The 21154-nt window shown below is 37.4% G+C and carries 18 protein-coding genes; 6 read left to right on the forward strand and 12 right to left on the reverse strand.

Annotated features, from left to right (window positions below):
- Window positions 1-70: 70 nt before the first annotated feature.
- The 11 genes from GWK10_RS00250 to GWK10_RS00300 form a co-directional block, all read right to left on the reverse strand.
- Entirely contained in the window at window positions 71-6169 is a 6099-nt protein-coding gene (locus GWK10_RS00250) for an endonuclease (RefSeq protein ID WP_164028895.1), read from the reverse strand.
- Between the two features lie 154 nt (window positions 6170-6323).
- Complete coding sequence (locus GWK10_RS00255) at window positions 6324-6920, reverse strand: 4'-phosphopantetheinyl transferase family protein (RefSeq protein WP_164028896.1); 597 nt, start codon at window positions 6918-6920, stop codon at window positions 6324-6326.
- Window positions 6917-7171 carry an acyl carrier protein gene (locus GWK10_RS00260; protein WP_164028897.1) on the reverse strand — a complete coding sequence of 85 codons (255 nt, stop codon included), beginning with the start codon at window positions 7169-7171 and terminating at the stop codon, window positions 6917-6919. The genes GWK10_RS00255 and GWK10_RS00260 overlap by 4 nt, the downstream gene beginning before the upstream one ends.
- Window positions 7171-8445, reverse strand: a complete 1275-nt coding sequence (locus GWK10_RS00265; protein ID WP_164028898.1) for a beta-ketoacyl-[acyl-carrier-protein] synthase family protein — start codon at window positions 8443-8445, stop codon at window positions 7171-7173. The genes GWK10_RS00260 and GWK10_RS00265 overlap by 1 nt, the downstream gene beginning before the upstream one ends.
- A 2-nt stretch (window positions 8446-8447) precedes the next feature.
- Window positions 8448-8879, reverse strand: coding sequence for a 3-hydroxyacyl-ACP dehydratase FabZ family protein (locus GWK10_RS00270; RefSeq protein ID WP_164028899.1), 432 nt, complete (start codon window positions 8877-8879; stop codon window positions 8448-8450).
- Window position 8880: 1 nt separating this feature from the next.
- Window positions 8881-9678 (reverse strand): enoyl-ACP reductase FabI, encoded by a 798-nt coding sequence (locus tag GWK10_RS00275; protein WP_164028900.1) that lies wholly within the window; start codon window positions 9676-9678, stop codon window positions 8881-8883.
- A 185-nt stretch (window positions 9679-9863) separates the two neighbouring features.
- A complete protein-coding gene (locus tag GWK10_RS00280; RefSeq protein WP_164028901.1) occupies window positions 9864-10916 on the reverse strand; it encodes a type III polyketide synthase in 1053 nt (350 codons plus the stop codon).
- The gene (locus GWK10_RS00285) at window positions 10913-11635 is read right to left on the reverse strand and encodes a methyltransferase domain-containing protein (RefSeq protein ID WP_164028902.1); all 723 of its coding nucleotides are present in this window, start codon (window positions 11633-11635) and stop codon (window positions 10913-10915) included. The genes GWK10_RS00280 and GWK10_RS00285 overlap by 4 nt, the downstream gene beginning before the upstream one ends.
- The gene (locus GWK10_RS00290) at window positions 11632-12768 is read right to left on the reverse strand and encodes an NAD(P)/FAD-dependent oxidoreductase (RefSeq protein WP_164028903.1); all 1137 of its coding nucleotides are present in this window, start codon (window positions 12766-12768) and stop codon (window positions 11632-11634) included. The genes GWK10_RS00285 and GWK10_RS00290 overlap by 4 nt, the downstream gene beginning before the upstream one ends.
- A gap of 125 nt (window positions 12769-12893) precedes the next feature.
- Window positions 12894-13586: an OmpA family protein gene (locus GWK10_RS00295; protein ID WP_164028904.1), complete on the reverse strand. Its 693-nt coding sequence runs from the start codon at window positions 13584-13586 to the stop codon at window positions 12894-12896.
- Window positions 13587-13592: 6 nt separating this feature from the next.
- A complete protein-coding gene (locus GWK10_RS00300; protein WP_164028905.1) occupies window positions 13593-14060 on the reverse strand; it encodes a lipocalin family protein in 468 nt (155 codons plus the stop codon).
- Window positions 14061-14233: 173 nt separating this feature from the next.
- Here GWK10_RS00300 and GWK10_RS00305 point away from each other — a divergent pair, with 173 nt between their 5' ends.
- Window positions 14234-14785 carry an ExbD/TolR family protein gene (locus GWK10_RS00305; protein ID WP_164028906.1) on the forward strand — a complete coding sequence of 184 codons (552 nt, stop codon included), beginning with the start codon at window positions 14234-14236 and terminating at the stop codon, window positions 14783-14785.
- On the opposite strand, the gene GWK10_RS00310 is transcribed toward GWK10_RS00305, so the two are convergent.
- Complete coding sequence (locus tag GWK10_RS00310) at window positions 14782-16788, reverse strand: alpha-ketoacid dehydrogenase subunit alpha/beta (RefSeq protein ID WP_164028907.1); 2007 nt, start codon at window positions 16786-16788, stop codon at window positions 14782-14784. The genes GWK10_RS00305 and GWK10_RS00310 overlap by 4 nt on opposite strands.
- Before the next feature lie 147 nt (window positions 16789-16935).
- Between GWK10_RS00310 and GWK10_RS00315 the strand changes: the two genes are divergently transcribed.
- The 5 genes from GWK10_RS00315 (at window position 16936) to GWK10_RS00335 (ending at window position 20986) form a co-directional block, all read left to right on the forward strand.
- Window positions 16936-17886, forward strand: coding sequence for an isopenicillin N synthase family dioxygenase (locus GWK10_RS00315; protein ID WP_164028908.1), 951 nt, complete (start codon window positions 16936-16938; stop codon window positions 17884-17886).
- A gap of 75 nt (window positions 17887-17961) precedes the next feature.
- Window positions 17962-18288 (forward strand): translation initiation factor, encoded by a 327-nt coding sequence (locus tag GWK10_RS00320; RefSeq protein WP_164028909.1) that lies wholly within the window; start codon window positions 17962-17964, stop codon window positions 18286-18288.
- A 118-nt stretch (window positions 18289-18406) separates the two neighbouring features.
- A complete protein-coding gene (locus GWK10_RS00325) occupies window positions 18407-19261 on the forward strand; it encodes a DUF1835 domain-containing protein (protein WP_164028910.1) in 855 nt (284 codons plus the stop codon).
- Between the two features lies 1 nt (window position 19262).
- On the forward strand, window positions 19263-20138 hold the full coding sequence (locus GWK10_RS00330) for a nucleoside phosphorylase (protein WP_164028911.1): 876 nt from the start codon (window positions 19263-19265) through the stop codon (window positions 20136-20138).
- A complete protein-coding gene (locus tag GWK10_RS00335) occupies window positions 20135-20986 on the forward strand; it encodes a substrate-binding domain-containing protein (protein WP_164028912.1) in 852 nt (283 codons plus the stop codon). The genes GWK10_RS00330 and GWK10_RS00335 overlap by 4 nt, the downstream gene beginning before the upstream one ends.
- Window positions 20987-21154: the final 168 nt, after the last annotated feature.

The raw sequence follows: 21154 nt of genomic DNA on the forward strand, positions 1-21154 counted from the left end.
TTTTATTAGAAAACAAAAACCCTGCAAGTGTAAAACTAGCAGGGCTTTATTTGATGGAAATGATTAAGTTTTAAAACTTAACCATCTTCTTAGAAATTTGCTCTTTACCATCTACAATGGCCTTCAAGAAATAAACACCTCCAGGTAGTTTACCTAATCCGGTCATTCTAAATTTACAGAAACCAGGATATACTTTACCAGCAGATTGCTTGACAACGTTTCCAGTAAAATCGTATAGTACCAAATCAACATTAGTATTTTGAGTACTACGCACCCAAATACTAATTTGGCTTCTAAACGCGTTAGGGAATGCTTTTAAATTCGTAATTACGAGTTCCTGACTAGAATCACAACTTCCCAAGGTAGCACCTCTTCTAAGGAACGATGGTACAGCACGTGTTGACACACAGCGTGTTCTACCTCTAAAGCAAAGTTCTACTCTAGGACGAATTGTATTGTTACCACAGCGTACATCAACTACCTCTACATTTACCGTTCCGGTTACTGAACAACCAGTACCGTCAGTTACAGTTAAGGTATATTGCGTTGTCTCCTCAGGAGAAACTTCAATAACATCGGTTGTTTCACCAGTACTCCACTCATACGTAAAGTTACCATCTCCACCATCTAAGGTATCGAATGTTAACAATGCAGACTCTTCAGGACCATAGCCAAAGTAAACCGTTTGATCTTCTATAAGTGTCAAATTGATTGCAGCTGGTTCGCTAATTGTGATTGTGCTAGACATCAACTCATTTCCAAGGGCGTCAACCACAATTACACTATAATCACCCGCGCTTAAATTAGTCGCTGTTGCTGTTTCTTGACCATCGCTCCATAAATAAGTATATGGTGTGATTCCACCAGTTGCAGTAATTGACGCTGAACCATCTCCTTCTCCATTACAACTTACATCGGTTGAAGTAGTTGCTCCTAGACTTAGCTCATTTAACTGAAATCTTGTAGATACAGGGAAGTGATCTGAAGTAGTACGCGAATAATCGCCATCGAAAAATTCATAATGTACTGTTGTCGATCCAGTAATATCATTATTCGCTAATTCATCGGAAACCGAAATATGATCGATCAGGTTTTCTCTCGCTACAAACGATCTGAAGCCATTTTCACTTAAGATTGAAGTGACAATCTCATAGTTTATACCATCTGCAACATACTCTTCATAAGATGTTACAGTGGATGTAATATCGGCCACTGTGACATCTACATCGTCATTATAATCACCTAATAGTATAATATTAGCGTTCGGGTAGAATGCATCTAGTGAGTCCTTAAGCACTTCTACATCATATTTACGCATATCGTAACGGTTTTGAGCACCATTACTGCTATTAGCACGTGCATGCAGGTCGATGATATTGAATTCCTTGCTTTCGCCTTCAATCGTTACATTGGCAGTCATCATAAATGGTAAACGGCCACTTGCATAAAAACGATCTGTTGTACTTGGGTAATTTACCAATGCACTATCATCACCTCCATTGTACAAAGGATGAATAGATTCTAACAACACCTTAGTAGCAACATTTTCAACAGTTGCATTCTTATAAATAAATCCAACTTTTTGCTTTACTCCAGGATCATTTGGTCTTGATACGGCATCTGATAAAACATAACTGTATTCAGGAAGCTCATCGATCATTTGCCCAAATAATACATCATCAGCAATTTCCTGAACTGCTATAATATCTACATCTAATCGCTGGATAACTGCTTTCACACTATCCTTTTGAATTTGATCCGACATCGGATTACCAGCTGCAGGAGAATTCTCTTCATCTCCAAACCACTCAATATTCCATGTTACAACATCAAAAGTCTTGTCTTTGCTTACGGTGATCGCATCTGCTGGATTCACATATTCACCCGCACAAGTAAGATCTTCGTTGCTTCTAGGTAGTAATTGGAAAATCTCATTGAAGCGTCCGACAACGCCTACCACTTCACCACAGCTTTCAGGTTGTGCCAAGCCGATTAAACTATCTACATTATTATCTAAACGCAGTTGACCTGCACCACTTGCATCAGTAATATTATAATTAGTACTACCAAACAATACATCATTAGGACGTGGGAAAACAGGATTTTCTACACGAACAAGTTGACCCGAGTATTGTGAAAGCTCGGCTAGTGTAATTGTTACTGGTTCAATCGGATTTGTAGCAGTACCATTTGATTCAACAGTCAGTACTGGGCTAATTTGAATTTGCTCTCTAAATGTGCTTCTTGTTCCAACAATGGTAATAGAATCACCCACTGCAAACAATCCGTCACCATGTACTTTTGCATCAAATACAGCAATACCGCCAGTATTGTCTTGAATAAAGGCTGAACCGCCAAAATTATCTGATACTGTAAGTACTCCAGTTACTTTTACCGCAGTTCCATCAGTAGTAGCTCTTACTTCTGCTATCGTCGATAATTCTGGATCTACAATTACACCACCTCCATCAATCGGGAATGGATTTGGAGCCGTTGCATTTGACGTTTGACCATCTAACGCATTCGGTCCACTAAAGGTCCAATTATCTAAAACGAATGTTGATCCGTCAGCGCCAGTTCCTTCTTTGCGCTTTGCCCAGCCATCAAGATATTCCCAAGGCTGACCTGTACCATCTACTGCAATCTCACCAAAGACATCGATTACTTCTCCGTCCTTGAATAATTCAATCGCATCATCTCCGTTAATTCCCGCTACTCCTGTTGTGAAGTTTGGTTCAAAACCAAAGAAAGAAGTAAAGCCGGTAGTTTCAGTAGCTATATAGATAAACTCGCCTGCAGTCGCTGTTCCTGTAAAAGTGAATTCCTGACCGTCAGTTCCGCCACCATTATTGGCAGAACCAAAACCATAGATACTTAAATCTGCGATATCAGCTGTTGCCAATAACTCGATCACTTTTGGTGTTCCTCCTGAAAGAGGACCATCAACAACACCCGTAATTATTAAGGCTGCTGGTACGATTGGCACAACTCCTGGATACGGATTGGTTGCTGTAGCATTATCGGTAGCACCATCTAATGCATCGCGTCCACTATATATCCAATTATCTAAGATGAATGTTGATCCATCAGGGCCCGTATTTTCTTTTCTAAATGCCCAGCCATCTGTATATTCCCATGCTTGACCTGAGCCATCCACAGCGATATCACCAAAGACATCGATTACTTCACCATCTTTAAATAGCTCCACTGCATCGTCACCGTTAATAGCTGCAGCACCTGAAATAAAGTTTGGTGCAAATCCGAAGAAAGTTGTAAAACCAGTTTCTTCAGTAGCAATGTATAATTTATCACCTGTAGTAGCCGATCCTGTAAAGGCAAATTCTTGCCCGTCAGTTCCGCCACCGTTGTTTGCAGAACCAAAGCCATAAATACTTAGGTCAGCAATATCAGCTAGTACTTCTAATTCGATTGCTTTTGGAGTTCCACCTGTAAGAGGCCCATCAAAAACACCATTAATTCTTAATGCTGGTGCTTCAACTGGATCCATTTCAATTGGGAAAGGATTGGCTGCAGTCGCATTTGTTGTTTCACCATCTAATGCATTAGGACCACTAAATGTCCAGTTTACTATTGTGAAGTTTGAGCCATCAGGACCTGTATCAGCAACGCGATAGGCCCAACCGTCAGTATACTCCCAAGCTTGACCTGAACCGTCAACGGCAATATCACCAAAGACATCGATTACTTCACCATCTTGAAATAATTCAACTGCATCATCACCATTTATGGCAGCAGCACCAGAAATAAAGTTTGGTGTGAACCCGAAGAATGAAACAAAACCAGGCTCTTCGGTAGCGATATATAATTTATCACCAGCAACAGCCGATCCTGTAAATGCAAATTCTTGTCCGTCAGTTCCGCCTCCATTGTTAGCAGAACCAAAACCGTAGATACTTAAGTCAGCTATATCAGCTAATACTTCTAGCTCAATGGCTTTTGGAGTTCCACCAGTAAGTGGACCGTCAAAAACACCATTAATTCTTAATGCTGGTCCCGCAACAGGAGTCACGGCAATAGGAAAAGGATTCGTCGCAGTCGCATTATCAGTTTGACCATCTAAGGCATCGCGACCACTAAAAGTCCAATTATCAATGTTAAATGCATTAGCATCTGGTCCTGTGTTGTCTTTTCTCTTGGCCCAACCATCGGTATATTCCCATGCTTGACCTGAACCATCAACACTAATATCTCCAAATACATCAACTACTTCACCATCTTTAAACAATTCGATAGCATCATCTCCATTTATAGCAGCAGCGTTTGTTGTAAAGTTCGGCTCAAATCCGAAAAAGATATTAAAGTTGACTGTTTCTGTAGCTATATAAATATAGTCACCAGCCGTAGCTGATCCTGTAAATGCAAATTCCTGTCCGTCAGTTCCGCCGCCGTTATTAGCTGAACCAAAACCGTAGATACTTAAATCTGCTACGTCATTTATTACAAAAATTTCAATTGCCTTTGGCGTACCTCCGGTTAAAGTAGCATCGACAACCCCAGTAATCTTCAAATCTGAAGCAACTGCTGGTGGTGTATATGTTCCGATAGGGAATGGTGTTGTAGCCGTGGCATTATCCACTTGACCGTCCATTGCATCTCTTCCACTAAATGTCCAATTTCCTATTGTGAAATTAGCCCCATCCGGACCTGAACCAGCAGTTCTATATGCCCAACCGTCTGTATACTCCCAAGCTTGACCAGAACCGTCAACAGCAATATCTCCGAATATATCAACTACATTTCCATTGAAAAATAATTCAACTGCATCATCTCCATTAATTCCAGCCGCACCGGATGTAAAGTTTGGTGTAATTCCGAAAAAAGTATTTACACCAGGAACTTCTGTCGCGATATAAATAAAATCACCTTTGGTTGCAGTTCCTGTAAATGCGAACTCTTGTCCATCAGTTCCGCCTCCATTGTTAGCAGAACCAAAACCATAAGCACTTAAATCAGCAATATCTGCCGTGGCATATAATTCAATAAGCTTTGGTGTTCCACCAGTTAGTGGTCCATCAAAAACACCCGTAATAATTAAACCAGCGTCTCCTGTTACCGGAGGTGTAGTATCTTCTAAAGTAGTTACATTAGCCACATTGCTTTCCGCAGAAGCATTAAAAGCAGCATCAACAGCTTTTACGGTAAATGTATAGGCTGTATTAGCAGTTAAATTACTTACTGTATAGCTAGTAGTAGTTGATGTATCAACCAAAGTTGTACCGTTGAAAATTTGATATGAAGTTACACCTACATTATCCGTTGCTGCATCCCACGTTAAGTCAACCGTCGTTTGAGTCACATTGGAGGCTACAAGGTTTGCTGGCGCACTTGGTGCTTCAACATCTGTTGATCCGCCATTTCCAAAACGATCTTCGGCTTGTGGTCCTCCCCAAATACTAGTTGCAAAAGCTGGATTATCAATAAAAGGATTTCTATTTCCCTGAATTCCTGCAACCACATTATTTCTTTGAATTTCGAAAGCAGAAACTGGATCTTCAACATTCCATTGTAAAAGAATATCCGGCATCTCCGGGCTAAAAGTAGTCGATCCGTTTGCTACTCTTATAGCGGCGCAACGTTCTCCCCATCGTGTATACATAAACATCATCATACGCGCTACATCACCTCTCCATTCATCACCAGGATACCAACCTCCATTTACTCTAGCGGCTATTCCACTTCCTGCAGTAAAGGCTAAATTGCTTCTTGAAGAGTTTTGGCCAATATCGGATGGTCTTAAATGATGTGCGTCAGAACCTGGTCCTTCTGAACCAAGATTTGGTTGACCTAAGGAACGTGGATAGGTGTGTTCACGATTCCATTGACCAGTGCTGCCGCCATTATTATTGGCATCGCGGCTTCGGTCCGTCATTAAGTTACCATCATTGTCATTCGATCCGTAAATAAGCAAAACATTGTTGTTGTTTGCTGGGTCAAGATCGCTCTGTTGCAATGTGTTCCAAACACCAGGGGTGTATGAAAGCTCTACCGCTTGAGTAGTCGTAATCAAATTTGCGAGTGCCGTCTTAAGGGCCTCTCCGCTTTGATTAATGTTTGTTCCGTTGTAATATGCTGGCACTTGAGCGAACAGAAATCCGCTAAGAAATAGCATGCTCAACGTTAACAACTTGTTGGGTAATTTTGTTTTCATTTGTGTGCTTAAAAAATTAATAGTCCGGCAATGTAAGGACATTTTAGCGTTTTAACATCAAGGAGTTATTACCAAAATATTAACAATAAAAACTATTGCTATATGCCTATTAATAAGGCATTATATCGATTAAATTAGGAGTCCAAATATCATTTTAAAATGCCACTGCGTAAGCCGCATACTCTCCATGATGAGTTAAAGAAATTTGATGTTCTTTCTTTGAACCATCCATAAATAAAAAAGGAATTCCTAATTCATTTTTCCCAATTGACAGACAGTGTTTTGGTTTGTTTAGATGTTTTGAGATAAAATCTAAAACTGCCGTCTTTGTATATACGTTTTGTATGGAGTATTGGTTGCTAGGTAGTTGAATCGTATGACTAAATAGTTTCTTTGAAAATTGATTCATGCTTTTAGCTACTGAAACTACTCTACATTCGTTTACTTCAATTTCAACCATATAGCTAAATGAATCAATTGATACCAATAAATCAATTGGTTCTTTTACACCATCCTTTAATTGAAGGTGAATTCTTTTAGGGTTTAAAAACCGGTTTCTGGTTTCACGAACATATGCTTTGTAGGCTGCTTCCTTGACGCTCCAGTAAATACATGCCATTTTATGAGGATATTCATTTGCAAGTATATATTCCTTCTCATGCAGATTGAAGGTTTTATCCATAAAACGCGGTCTATTGTAGCTACCGTCCAATTGAGCTTGTTGAAAATCGACCACATCATTACCAATCATTTTTCCGCCAATTTCTGTTCAATAACCTCTAAAGACGATTTTACCGTTAGCATTTTGTCCATATCATCATTTTCGATCATTATATCAAACTCATCCTCCACATCTAATGCCACGTCAATCAAGTTAGCTGAATTGATCTTAAGGTCATTTATGAAATCAGTTTCTTCTGATATAGTCGAAAAAGCTTCTTTGTTTTGAACATAAGGCTCAACAATAGTTTTTAACTTTTCTAATAAATTGGTGTCGCTCATTAGCTATGATTATATCTTTTAAAAATAAGACAACCATTTACATCACCAAAACCAAAACTTGCTTTTGCAACTATGTCGACATCTAATTCTTTCATTTTGGTTGGCACAGAAGTTGAATTAATCATAGCTTCAATATCTGGATGTATATCTTCACAATTCGCATTCGGAAAAACGAATTGTTCTTTTATTTGAAGAACAGAAGCTACGCTTTCTAAAGCTCCGGATGCGCTTAAACCATGACCTACCAAGCTCTTTAAAGAATTAATCGGTGGGAAATTATCTTTAGTAAATTCAAGTGCTTCTTTCCAGTTTTGTACTTCAATAGAATCTTTTTTAGTAGCGGTTAAATGACCATTTATTGTTGAAATATCTTGAGCATTAATGCCTGCATTTTTTACCGCAGTTTTAATACAACGTTGCACTGCTTCATTATTCGGTGCGGTTAATGACCCTCCGTTGCGCTGAGCGCCACAATTAACATGGCCGCCTAACAATTCGGCATAAATAGTAGCACCTCTTTCTAAAGCACTATCCAGTGTTTCTAGCATTAAAGCTCCTGCTCCACTTCCGGGTACAAATCCGTTGGCGGATTCACTCATAGGTCTTGAAGCTTTTTCTGGTTGATCATTAAACTTATATGCACATACTTTCATTGCATCGAAGCCTCCCCAGATATATGGACCGCTATCTGAAGTACTTCCCGTTAAAACTTTAGTAGCTCGACCCGATTGAATCAGGTCATAACCCATTAAAATACTTTCAGCTCCCGTTGTACAGGCCGACGAATTAGTGGTTACCTGACCGCCTGCACCTAAAATTCCTGATAAATATGCGCTTACTCCACTATTCATTACCTGAATGGCTACACTGCTTCCTAATCGACGTACGTTCTTTTCATCTACCTTATAAATAGCTTCCCTAAACTTGTCAATTCCCGAAGTCCCAGCACCAAAAATGATACTCATATCCCAATCTACTTCATCAGCATTTATCTTGAGACCAGCGTCCTTAAAGGCATCAATACCAGCTATTACGCCATACAAAATTCCCGTGCTATTGAAACCTCGCAATTGCAACCGAGTAAGGTACTCCTCCTTCATTAGATCAGAAATAATAGGTTCGCCAGCAACTTGACAAGAAAACTGTAGTTCTTCTAATACCTTAGAATGCCTAATTCCAGAACTCCCATTTTTCAGAGCATTCGTGAATGCGTCTAAACCAACTCCATTTGGAGAAACGACGCCAAGACCAGTTATTACAACTCTTTTTCTCATTTTTATTGGAAAATCATACCTGATATAAAACCGTTACACACCTCTTCTCCTTCTTCATTAGTCATAGTAACGTGGCATTTTAATTTTCCAAATCTAAAATATTCCTTTGTTGATGTTACTATCACTTTTTCGTCTGGTAAGACCGGGTTTAAAAAATGAATATCAGTGCTTGTCATTGCAATTTTAGGATTCTCACCAAGCTTATCGCCCATTAAAAAAATACCCAAACAGACGACGCCAATTTGAGCCATACACTCTGTCAAAATTACCCCAGGAGTAATCGGATTTCCTTTGAAATGCCCATCATAAAAAGGCATATTTCTTTTAAAAAGATAGGAGCCTGTAATTTCATTTTCTGATATTGAACTCAATTCGTCAACAAAAAGAAAAGGATCACTATACGGTAATTTTGAGATAATTTCTTGTGCGCTCATTTTAAGATATATGTTCGCCTCCGTCGACTTTTATAATGGTACCATTAATCCACGCTGCTTCTTTCTTACACAATAAATAAGCCCCATTTGCCACATCTTCTGGTCTTGTCAAGCGATTAAAAGGATTACGTTTTTTCGTATGTTCAATTAACTCCTCTGATCCTGAAATCATTCTTAATGAAGTTGTATCAGTTACTCCAGCTTGAATACAGTTGGCTCGTATTCCTTTTGATGCGAATTCTAATGCGATATTTCTGGTGATCGCTTCTAAAGCTGACTTTGCTGCTGATACTGCTGCATAATTCTTCCAGGCTTTTTGACTGCCTTCACTTGTAAAACTAACTACACGCGCATCTTGTGAGAACAATTCATTATCACTAATTGATTTTACCCAATCATATAAACTAATTGCCATTGCATCAATAGTGATTTTAAAATCATCATTAGCCAAGGTCGTGGTCTCATCTGAAAGCATTGGCTTTAAATTTCCCTTTGCGATGCTATGAATAAGTACTTTAACACTAATATTTTTGTCTACAAACTGTTGAATAACTTCTTGTCGCTTTTCAACATTTGTAGCATCAATATTAAAACTTAAAAGCTCAACTCCTTCTTCTTTTATCTTCTGGAAATTGTTTTCAATTTCCGTCATTTGGGTGCGCGCATTTCTATGAACAATACAAACCTGTAGGCCGTGTTGAGCAAGTTTTAATGCAGTTGCATAACCAAGACCTGTACTGCCCCCAAGTATTACAGCCCAGTTGTTCGTGTTTTCAGAATTGAATTCAGATGATTTCAAGGTGTGTATTAATTTATTTCTAAGATAGTGAGTATCCAGTTATTTTAATGATTGATAGCGTGTTAAATACACTATTGATTTATGCTGGCAGTTAGATTGATTTCTATAAAATTTTTAGTCAATGGATTCTCGGTACTTTTTAATCTTACTATCGTTCGATTAAAACACTCGAATTGACATTTCGTCTACCATTTTAGCAAAATACGCTGTGCTGTGAAACCAGGCCCGAAACTCAACATAAGTCCAATATCATTTTTATTCAAGTCTCTTTCTAAAAATCGTTCTAACACATATAAAACCGTAGCACTTGACATATTGCCAAATTGCCTAAGAACGTCTTTTGTATCATCAATATTCTTTCCCATATCAGTAAACAACCCCTCTACAGTTTTAACGATCTTCTTACCACCAGGATGGAATATTAAATGATTGACTGCTTCTATATCCAAATTATTCTCTTTCAAAAATGGGTGAATAATATCATCAAAATGAGCAGCGATATGTTCAGGCACCTCTTTGTCCAACACCATTTTCAAACCCGAATTTACCAGATCAAAACCCATATAATGTTGTGCATCGTAAAAGTGATACATACTTTCAGCAATTACTTCGGGACCTTTATCATCATCATGCGAGCTCATTAAAACACAGGCTGCTCCATCGCCAAAAATGGCAGCGCTGACCACATTAGCCATCGAATAATCATCAAGTTGGAAAGTAGCTGTTGGTGCTTCAACGGCGACTACAGCAGCTCGTTTTCCTGGATTTGCTTTCAAGAAATTCTTTGCATATATCATTCCTGAGATTCCAGCAACGCAGCCCATTTCAGTAACCGGTAAACGCACTACATCTTGCCGCATCTTTAGATCGTTTATTAGAAAGGCATCAAGTGATGGGATCATAATACCTGTACAGCTTACCGTGATTAAAAAATCAATATCTGTTGGCTTCCAATTGGCTTTGCTAAGGCTTTTTTCAAGACAAGATTTACCTAGCTTGATTACTTCTTTACGATATACCTCATTTTTGTCTTGAAATGAAGTTTTAGTAACGACTTCCTCAGGTTTCATGATCGAGTATCTTCTGTCGACCGCAGCATTCTCAAAAATCTTTTTCACCTTTCGTTTAAATCGATCGTCCTGACCCTCTAGCCAGCCCTCCATCAATTCAATAATATCTTGAGTAGGCCTTGTATTTTCTGGTACCTGGGTAGCTACTGCTTTAATTTTTACACTCATTTAGTGTTTCCTGTTTTTATAATCCATAGGTAACGAAAAGCCCATTTCCACTGAATTGAATATGTTTTTAATTTGAGTTTTCTTGAAATTGACTGTAACTCCTCTTTTTTGAATCCTCTTAAAATAGAGGTTAATCCGTCTGCTTTAGAAATTGGCCCTAACTTAAAAACCCAGCTGTATAGTTTAAATAAATGATAGGCAATTCCGCTTCTCTGTAAATCATTTACAATAACCGATATCGATGCATTTTGACACATTACTCTCATTAGGTCAGATATCTCATCATCCTTAAAATGATGGAGTGTCAAAGTACATAGGGCAATGTCATACTTCAATTTTCCGAACTCCTCATCAAAAACATTAATGACATTATAGTTAAGATTGTCAAAGTTGCTTGACAATTCTTTAGCAATATCTATAGCATACGGATTGGCATCAATGCCTAGTAACTCAACATTCAAGTTCTGTTTTTTTGCCATTTTCGCTAAAGAACGGAGCATATCACCATTACCGCAACCTACATCAACTATTGTAACATGCTTGTTAGTCGAGATTGATCCTAAAATTGTTTTAACCGCTTTTATAGAAATGCGATTACCGCCTAGCATCTGATTTACAACAGCTATTTCCTCTAGAGTCTGTTCTAATTCCTCGCCAAACAACTCAAAATTATCCAGCTCTTCTTCAGCATCAATTCGGTTTTTAACTGATATCATCATGGGCTTTCTAAAGTTAAGATGTCGCCATGTGTTTTATTAATGATTTGCGGTACTAATTCAGGAAAAACCTGACTGCTATTCATCATTATATTTGATAATCGATTGTTTAAAAATACCTTAGATAGTAATCGCCCAGTTTTTAGACGCTTGCTAAAATTCAGTTTCCAGTCATTTTTGTAAACCTTCTCTACTTCATTTCTTGAAGGTAGGTCACCACTAAAAAATTGAATAAGAGCTTCTGAACATATTTTGGCTGCATGTATTGCCATTGCCATCCCATTTCCACAGAGTGGATGAATTAATCCAGCTGTATCGCCAACCATTAATAGATGTTTTTCAATAGGTTCTTTTTTCTCAAATGACACTTGGCTAATGCTAAGTGGTTGGTCAAAATCTGGTATAGCATCTTGAAAGAACTTTTTTAAATGTGGGTTTGTTGTCATCACATTTTTCTGAAATGCTTCTACATCTTTTTCTTTTTTAAATGAATTATATGTTACCAAATAGCAGACATTTACCATATCATTTTCAACTTTTGATAAACCACAATAACCGCCATCAAAATTATGTAAGGCTACTAGGCTATCATCAAAATTTGCTTGATAATGGGCCTTGATAGCTAACCAATGAGATTTTTTCTGAATAAAATCACGATCTAAATACTTATCTAAATTAGATCGCTTGCCAAAGGCGCCTACTACAAATTGAGCGACAAATTCAGTTCTATTTGCCGTTTTTATTTGAAATTCATCATTATTAAATTGAACAGCAACTACTTGATCTTGATAAAGTATACCTCCAGCTTCTTGAAGCTGCTTAAACATTAAATTATCTAAACAGTAACGGCTTATACCAAAACCTCCGAGATCTAACTTTCCATGAACCGTTTTGCCCTTTTTTGTAGATATTAAATATTTTGAAATATTCTTGGCATTTGCCAATATAGGGTCAACACCTAAATATTGTAAATATGGCAGTACTTCATTTGAAACATACTCGCCGCATACCTTATGCGATGGATAGGCGCTCTTTTCAATTATCAGACATTCTATATTTGATTTGCTGAGATGAAGAGCAGTCGTCAATCCACCTAAACCACCGCCAATAATTACTACCTGAAACTTCTTTTTCATTTGCATAGTGAAGATAGTTAGGATAAACGTAAACACAAAAAAGCCCACAGCTTCTTTTCAAACTGTGGGCTTCACCAATTTAATTTGATCATTTAATTGGTTACATGCAAAAGGTAGGCAGGATATTATCCTTTGGTCTTTTTCATTGCTTCTTGCTTTAATTGCTCATTAGCAACTACTGCAAGAGCAACTCGTCTATTTTTTGATCTACCATCGGCAGTGGAATTATCATGCTGCGGTTGCTCTTCACCATACCACTTCGTAGTAAAGCGGTTCGAGCTTACTCCTTTTCCTGCAAGATAATCTGATACCGAAAGTGCTCTCTTTTTCGAAAGTGTCATATTGTAATCGTCAGATCCTGTGTTATCAGTATGGCCTTCTATTAGAATATTGGAATTAGGATATTCTTTAAAAATACCCGCAAGTTTTTGCAAAGTAGCGGCAGATTTTGAGTTAATATTCGACTTATTGGTATCGAAATATACCCCACTTCTTTCATCAAAAGTGATACTGATTCCTTCACCAACACGTTCGACTTCTGCACCCGGGATCTCTGCTTCAATACGCTCAGCCTGTCTGTCCATTCTGTTACCAATGTAAGCACCCGCTGCACCGCCAACGACACCACCGATAATGGCACCTAAAACTGTATTTCCTTTTCCAACATTATTACCGATTACTCCGCCAAGGACAGCACCACCAGCAGTACCAATTACAGCACCTTTTTGAGTGTTGTTTGCTGTTTTACAACTCATACTAACACTTAATATTAGTATTAGACTTAATGCGTAGTTAATTGCTTTATATCTTGTTTTCATAGTCCGTTATTTTATAAAATTTAGGTTAATTAAAAATGGTGTCCCATCAACATTTACAGTAGTTGATAAAGTCATACTGGTTTCGTTTAAAGCATCAATATTCAAACGAAAACCAGCATTGTTATTAGTGCTTTTTTTCTTTTCATCAATTGGCTTAAATTGAAATTGATAGCTTCCGTCACCAGGCTCAAAAATTGACCAGCGTATCAGGTTTGACTCCTGGCCGCAATTTCCATTGCTAAAGCTATAAGATCCTGTACTATTGTTAGAAATGAAATTCCAAGTACTTTCATTATAACAAAAGGCATTCGCTGTATTAAATAGATCAGCATTAAACTCTCCAGGGTTATTTGGGTGTGTAACACTTTGTAAAGTCCATTGACCATTGATCATGGAACGATATGAACGATTTTGTTTTGACAATGAGCACGCACTAAACGTTATCAAAGTAAGTAAGAGAATAAGATATTTCATAAAATCAGTTTTAGGTTAATTAAGTTACAATTTTTTCATTCTGAAAAGTTAATCCAAACATCTAGAACATTAGTTATTAAAGTTCGACCAAAAGTCATTTATTCCGATAAAATCACTAAGTATGGTATAACTATTGATCTATCTATATACGTTAACACTAAACTTTATAGATTATGAGATTCAAAAAAGAACCAGGTTTAAATGCCGGATCAATGGCCGACATTGCATTTTTAATGCTAATTTTTTTCTTGGTAGTCACCAAGATTGAAGCAGATGAAGGAATTAACACCCGATTAGCTTCAAATCAGGAAACACCAATAATTGACATTAACAAGCGAAACATTTTGCAAGTAAGTTTGAATGACAAGAATGAAGTATTTGTTGAAGATGGAGTTGCAGAAGTCGAAGAACTTACTGAGCTCGCAAAGGCTTTTATTGACAACAATGGCGATGGCAGCTGTGACTATTGTGATGGAAAGCAACTTGCTACTTCATCAGATAATCCTGATCAAGCTATAGTTTCACTTCAACATATGCGTACTACCGATTACAAGTTTTATGTTACGGTGCAAAATGAATTGATCAAGGCGTACAACGAACTTCGCAATGAAGAAGCTATACAATCACTAGGCCGTTCTTTTAATGAGCTTTCGAGTACTGAACAAAAGGAGATCAAGAAAAAGTATCCCCGAAAACTTTCGGAAATTCCGTTAGCCTCTAATTAATAAGCTAACAACTGCTCCAAATCTTCCTTGAACCTACTTTTTGGTAAATATTGATCTTCTAAAACTCCAGCAAACGGAATTGGAGATTCTAAACTAGCTGTTCTTTTAACAGCGGCATCCAGATATTCAAAACAATTTTCCATTATTAATGCAGAAATATCCGAAGCAACACCGCCGAACATAGAATCTTCTTGCAAAATAATAGCTTTTCCCGTTTTCTTGACAGATTCAAAAATAGTTTTGGTATCTAACGGATTTAAACTTCTTAAATCAATAAGGTCCGCATTAACCTCGCTCATCTCACTTAAAGTATCTAACGCCCAATGTACCGATGCGCCAAATGTGATTATAGTAACATCATTTCCTCCGCGTAAAAGCTTCGCTTTCCCGATTGGCAAAGTGAAGTAATCTTCTGATACTTCTTCACGAATACTACGGTACAAGGCTTTATGTTCAAAGAACAAAACCGGATTCGGATCGTTAATAGCAGCTGCCAATAAACCCGCTGCATCTGAAGGAAATGCCGGATATACAACCTTTAAGCCTGGTGTTTTAGTAAACCAAGCTTCATTGGTTTGACTATGAAAAGGTCCCGCTCCTACTCCAGCTCCACAGGGCATTCTAACCACAACATCGGCAGTTTGGCCCCAACGATAGTGCGATTTCGCTAGTAAATTTACAATCGGATTAAATCCTGAAGAAACAAAATCAGCAAATTGCATTTCCATAACTGATTTTATGCCATTTATTGACAGGCCCATTGCAGCAGAAACAATAGCCGATTCGCAGATAGGTGTATTACGAACACGTTCTTTACCAAAAGTTTCTACAAACCCTTCCGTTATTTTAAAAACGCCTCCATACTCCGCAATATCCTGCCCCATGATTACCAAATCATCATGCTTCTCCATCGACTGACGAAGTGATTGAGAAATTGCATCAATCAAGCGCATTTCTTTTTTAGTAGATGAAGGATTTACTTCTTCAAAATCATGCGATTTATAAACATCCGAAAGTTCTTTTTGTAAATCGGCGGTAACCACATCTTCTTCAAATGCTATTTTTAAATGCGCGTCGATCTCTTTTTTTATCTCATTTTTGAGATCATTAATGCAGCTTTCTGAAAGTAACTCTTCTTCTAAAAGATACCCTTGGTAATTGGTCAAAGGATCCCGTTCCTCCCAGTAATCCATTAAATCTTGAGGTACGTATTTCGTTCCACTAGCCTCTTCATGACCTCTTCGTCTAAAGGTCTTGAATTCAATTAAAACAGGTTTTGGGTTTTCTCTTATCTCATTTGCAATCGCACTTACCTTCTCGTATACTTCAATAATATTATTCCCGTCAATAATATGAGATTCCATACCATAACCTTTGCCTCGTGAGGCAAGATCACCACACTTAAATTGCTCGCTTGTTGGTGTAGATAGACCATAACCGTTGTTTTCAATACAAAAAACAACTGGTAAGTTCCATACCGAAGCTACGTTTAAGGCTTCGTGAAAATCTCCTTCACTTGTCCCCCCTTCTCCAGTAAAAACTGCCGTAACCTTATTGTTTTTCTTTAATAGATTACCAAGCGCAATTCCATCAGCAACACCCATTTGAGGACCTAGATGCGATATCATTCCTATAATATTAAACTCTTGTGTACCGAAATGAAATGAACGATCTCGACCTTTTGTAAATCCGCTTGCTTTACCTTGCCATTGACTAAATAGTCTATGCAAAGGGATGTCTCTACCTGTAAAAACACCCAAGTTTCTGTGCATTGGTAGTATGTATTCGTCTTTATTCAAAGCTGCAGTAACCCCTGCCGCAATTGCTTCTTGACCAATACCGCTAAACCATTTAGAAATCTTCCCTTGTCGAAGTAAAAGCAACATCTTTTCCTCAATCATTCGTGGCTTAAGCATACGCCTGTACAACTGTAGCTTCGTCTCTTTATCACAAGATTTAGGCTCGAATTTTATGACTTTTGAGCTAGTTACTGATTTATCCATTAGTACGTTTTCGATATATCAAATGTAAAAAAATAACAATCCGCACCCTATTTGTTTTATTGTTTTAAAAGATCTGAATTACCGGGCTATTTAAAAAGCCTTTTAATTGCTACCTTTGTTAGACATCATACCAATAAAACCATAAACATGAATAATATACCCAGTGTAGATTTAGCTGATTTTACCTCTGGCGACCCTGTACGAAAGCAACAATTTGTTGATTCTATTGGTAAAGCCTATGAAGATATTGGCTTTGTTTCACTTAAAAACCATTTCCTTTCTGATAAATTGGTTGACAACCTTTATAAAGAAGTCAAGTCCTTTTTTGCACTTCCTGTAGAAACAAAAAAGAAGTATGAGCGTGAAGAATTAGCTGGACAACGCGGTTATGTTTCTTTCGGGAAAGAGCATGCGAAAGGAAAAAAAGAAGGAGATTTAAAAGAGTTTTGGCATTTTGGACAAGAGCCTGACGACGATGCAAATCTAATTGAAGAATATCCCGACAACATTAAGGTCGATGAACTGGAAGATTTCAATGAAGTAGGCATGGAAGCCTACCGAATGCTAGAAAAAACTGGAATCTATGTTCTGAGAGCACTAGCCCTATATATTGGCTTAGATGAACATTATTTTGATCATTGGGCAAGTAACGGTAATAGCATTTTACGTCCAATTCATTATCCACCAATAACGGAAGAACCAAAAGGTGCTGTTAGGGCTGGTGCCCATGGTGACATTAATTTAATCACCTTGCTAATGGGTGCTTCAACCGGAGGGCTGCAGGTACTCAGGAAGGACGGAGAATGGATTGACGCCATCCCAAATGAAGACGAGCTGGTTATTAATGTAGGTGATATGCTAGAACGCCATACGAATAATAAACTTCGATCTACCATTCACCGCGTGATCAATCCACCAAAAGAGCAATGGGGAAAACCGCGTTATTCTATCCCATTTTTTATGCACCCACGAAGTGACATGAAGTTAAATTGTTTAGAGGAATGTGTTGATTCAGGTAATCCAAAAGCGTACGATGACATTACCGCGGGAGACTTTTTACATCAGCGTCTTGTTGAAATTGGATTAATTAAGAAATAAGAGGATAGATTAAAGACTTGATTGACTTTTGAAGCCTAACTCTGAACTCACCACTCTAAACTCTCAACTACTAAAATGGATCTAAAAGATCAACTTAAAAATCTTTTTCCTGATCATAAAGAGGAAGAAACGCATATTGACCAATCATCAGATGCAATTTGGATGCAAGACGATCCCTTAATCTGTAAATATGAAAAAAGAAAGGGGAAGCCTATTACCATTATCGAAGGATATACTGGCGCAGATGAAGATTTTAAACAATTAGCAAAAGAACTCAAAACAAAATTGAGCGTAGGCGGTAGCTTTAAAAATGATCAGATTATTATTCAGGGTGATTACCGTGATAGAATAATGGATATACTAAAAGAAAAGGGATTTAAGGTGAAGCGAGTTGGAGGGTAACTACAACTTCAACAAATAAATAACAACCATATACTACATTCTGGAAAAAAAAATATTTCATATCACAAACGGCGATAGTCTCACCAATAGACTAATTGATCTTGGTTTTGATAAACATATGTTCACCTGGCGTGAAATCTTATGTGATGGCCCTAGCACTTACAAAATCGATTCATCAAAGTTTATTGATTTGCGTAGCTGTTTTTTGCAATTGCAATATGACATACCTGTCGGGTATTATGAAGAGAAGTTTAGCAATCAATTTGAGATGCTAAAGGATCTTTCCGGCTATGATGAAATCAACATTTGGTTTGAGTATGACCTATTTTGCCATATTAATATGATTGCGGCTATTAGCTTGCTTCATCAAATGGGTAATGATCTCCCTATTTACAGTATTTGTAGTGGTCGGGTTGCAGGTGAAGATCATTTAAAAGGATTGTCCGAACTTTCGAAAGGTCAATTACTAGATCATTTTGAGAACAAGATCTTACTAAAAGACAGTGACATAAAATTAGCCGATTCACTATGGCAAATTTACTGTTCTGACATGCATCATCAATTTCATAAATATGTCACCCAGCCTTCGTCATTTAAATATCTTTCTAATTGTTTGAGCGCGCATTTAAAGCGTTTTCCTTCTAAGCATAGTGGACTCAATTTAATCGAAGTTCATCTACTCAATTTAATTACCCAACACCAAATAAAATCTAAACATCATTTATTAGGGTATTTGTTGCAATATCAGGGCTACTATGGTTATGGAGATTCTCAATTGGAAAAAATCATTGATAAAATGGATTCATTTTTTGAAGCTGAAGATGATTTTTTAGTATTAAATGAGGATGGGGAAAAAGCACTTGCCAAAGAAGCTAATTTTTATGACAAGTTAAAAGATGATACCATTTTTGGAGGTATTTCTAAGTACCGATTTGTATATGACATCAATTCAAGAACAATAGAAAAAGTATAACATGTGGATAGCGGAATCAGAATTGATCATAAATCCCGATGGTAGTATCTATCATCTTAATTTAAAGCCAGAACAATTAGCAGAAACCATTATCACGGTTGGTGATCCAGATCGAGTTGCTAAGGTGACTGACTTGTTTGATAGTATTGAGTTTACAGTACAAAAGAGAGAATTTAAAACGACAACTGGTAGCTTTAAAGGCAAGCGGATAACCGTAATTTCGACTGGAATAGGGACTGATAATATTGATATTGTATTTAATGAGTTGGATGCATTAGTCAATATAGATTTTGAGACTAGAACGATCAAAGAAAAGAAAACATCCTTGCAGATAATTAGAATCGGAACCTCTGGATCTATTCAAGCGAGCATTCCAGTGGGTTCATTTTTAATTTCCGAATATGGCATTGGTTTTGATGGACTGATGCATTTTTATGATAAAAAACATCAAGAATTGGAATTTTCTAAAGCACTAAAAGATCATTTGCAGTGGGATACTCATATGACTGTTCCCTACACCTATAAAGCAGATCCTGAATTAGTAAACCAATTATCCTCTGATGAAATTGTGAACGGCATTACGGTAACTAATGCTGGCTTTTATGGGCCCCAAGGTCGACAATTACGATTGCAACCAACCGATCCTAAGATGAATGATAAATTGGCTTCTTTCAACTATAATGGTAAGCAAATTACCAATCTTGAAATGGAGACAGCAGCTAATTATGGTTTAGCATTTTTACTAGGTCATAAAACAGTTTCAATGAATGCCATTATAGCCAACCGAGCGATTGGTGATTTTAGCCCTGATCCCTATGCGGTGGTAAAAAATCTAATTGAATATACCCTGAATAAAATTACAGCAGATAGTAAATGACAACAATAAAAGTAGGAGGTGTTCCTGAACATTTTAACCTGCCTTGGCACTTGTGCATTGAAGATGGAAGTTTTGAACGCAATGGTGTTCAAGTAGAGTGGGAAACCTTTCCCGGTGGTACGGGCGCAATGTGCAAAGCACTTCGAGCTGGTGAAATCGACGCTGCGGTTGTTTTGACCGAGGGTATTGTAAAAGATATTGCTGAAGGTAATCCTTCAAAAATAGCACAAGTATATGTTGGTAGTCCCTTGTCGTGGGGCATTCATGTGGGTGCCAAATCTAGCTTTAAAAACGAAGAAGACCTTAAGGGACAAACCATTGCTATTAGCCGCTATGGAAGCGGATCTCATTTAATGGCGTATGTGCATGCTCAAGGAAAAAAATGGCCTACAAATGATCTTAAATTCCAACTTGTAAATAACCTGAGTGGTGCTGTAAATGATCTTACTAATGGTCAAGCAGATTACTTTTTATGGGAACAATTTACTACAAAACCATTGGTTGATGAAGGTGTTTTTAGACGCGTAGGAGTTAAAAATACACCGTGGCCTTGTTTTGTACTTGCCATTAGAAACGAAATACTTGATACTAAGGAAAATGCAGTTTCCAACATGATCGAAACGCTTAATAATTGCACTCAGGATTTCAAAAACATTCCAAGTATTGACATAACTTTAGCAAATAGATATGAACAAAAACTTGAAGACATTCAAGAATGGTTATCTCGAACGCACTGGAGTGCCTATCAGTTAAAAGAAAGCGAATTGCAAAAAATCCTTGGAAAATTGAATGAACTCAGTTTAATTCAAACCTCTAAATCGCTAACAGAAATTGATTTTCTTTACTAATTTGATGAAAAACAAAAAATATTTTCTACATATTGTGAAGTTTATCGTATTTATTTTCCTCTTAACATAAAAGTAGGCTTTCATTAAGATTTTTGTAACAAAATACGCAACCAATGCGTTATATTTGCATCACCCTAACACAACCGAACTTAAATAATTATACAAAAA

It is taken from the genome of Spongiivirga citrea (assembly GCF_010671565.1).
GTDB classification, from domain to species: Bacteria; Bacteroidota; Bacteroidia; order Flavobacteriales; family Flavobacteriaceae; genus Spongiivirga; species Spongiivirga citrea.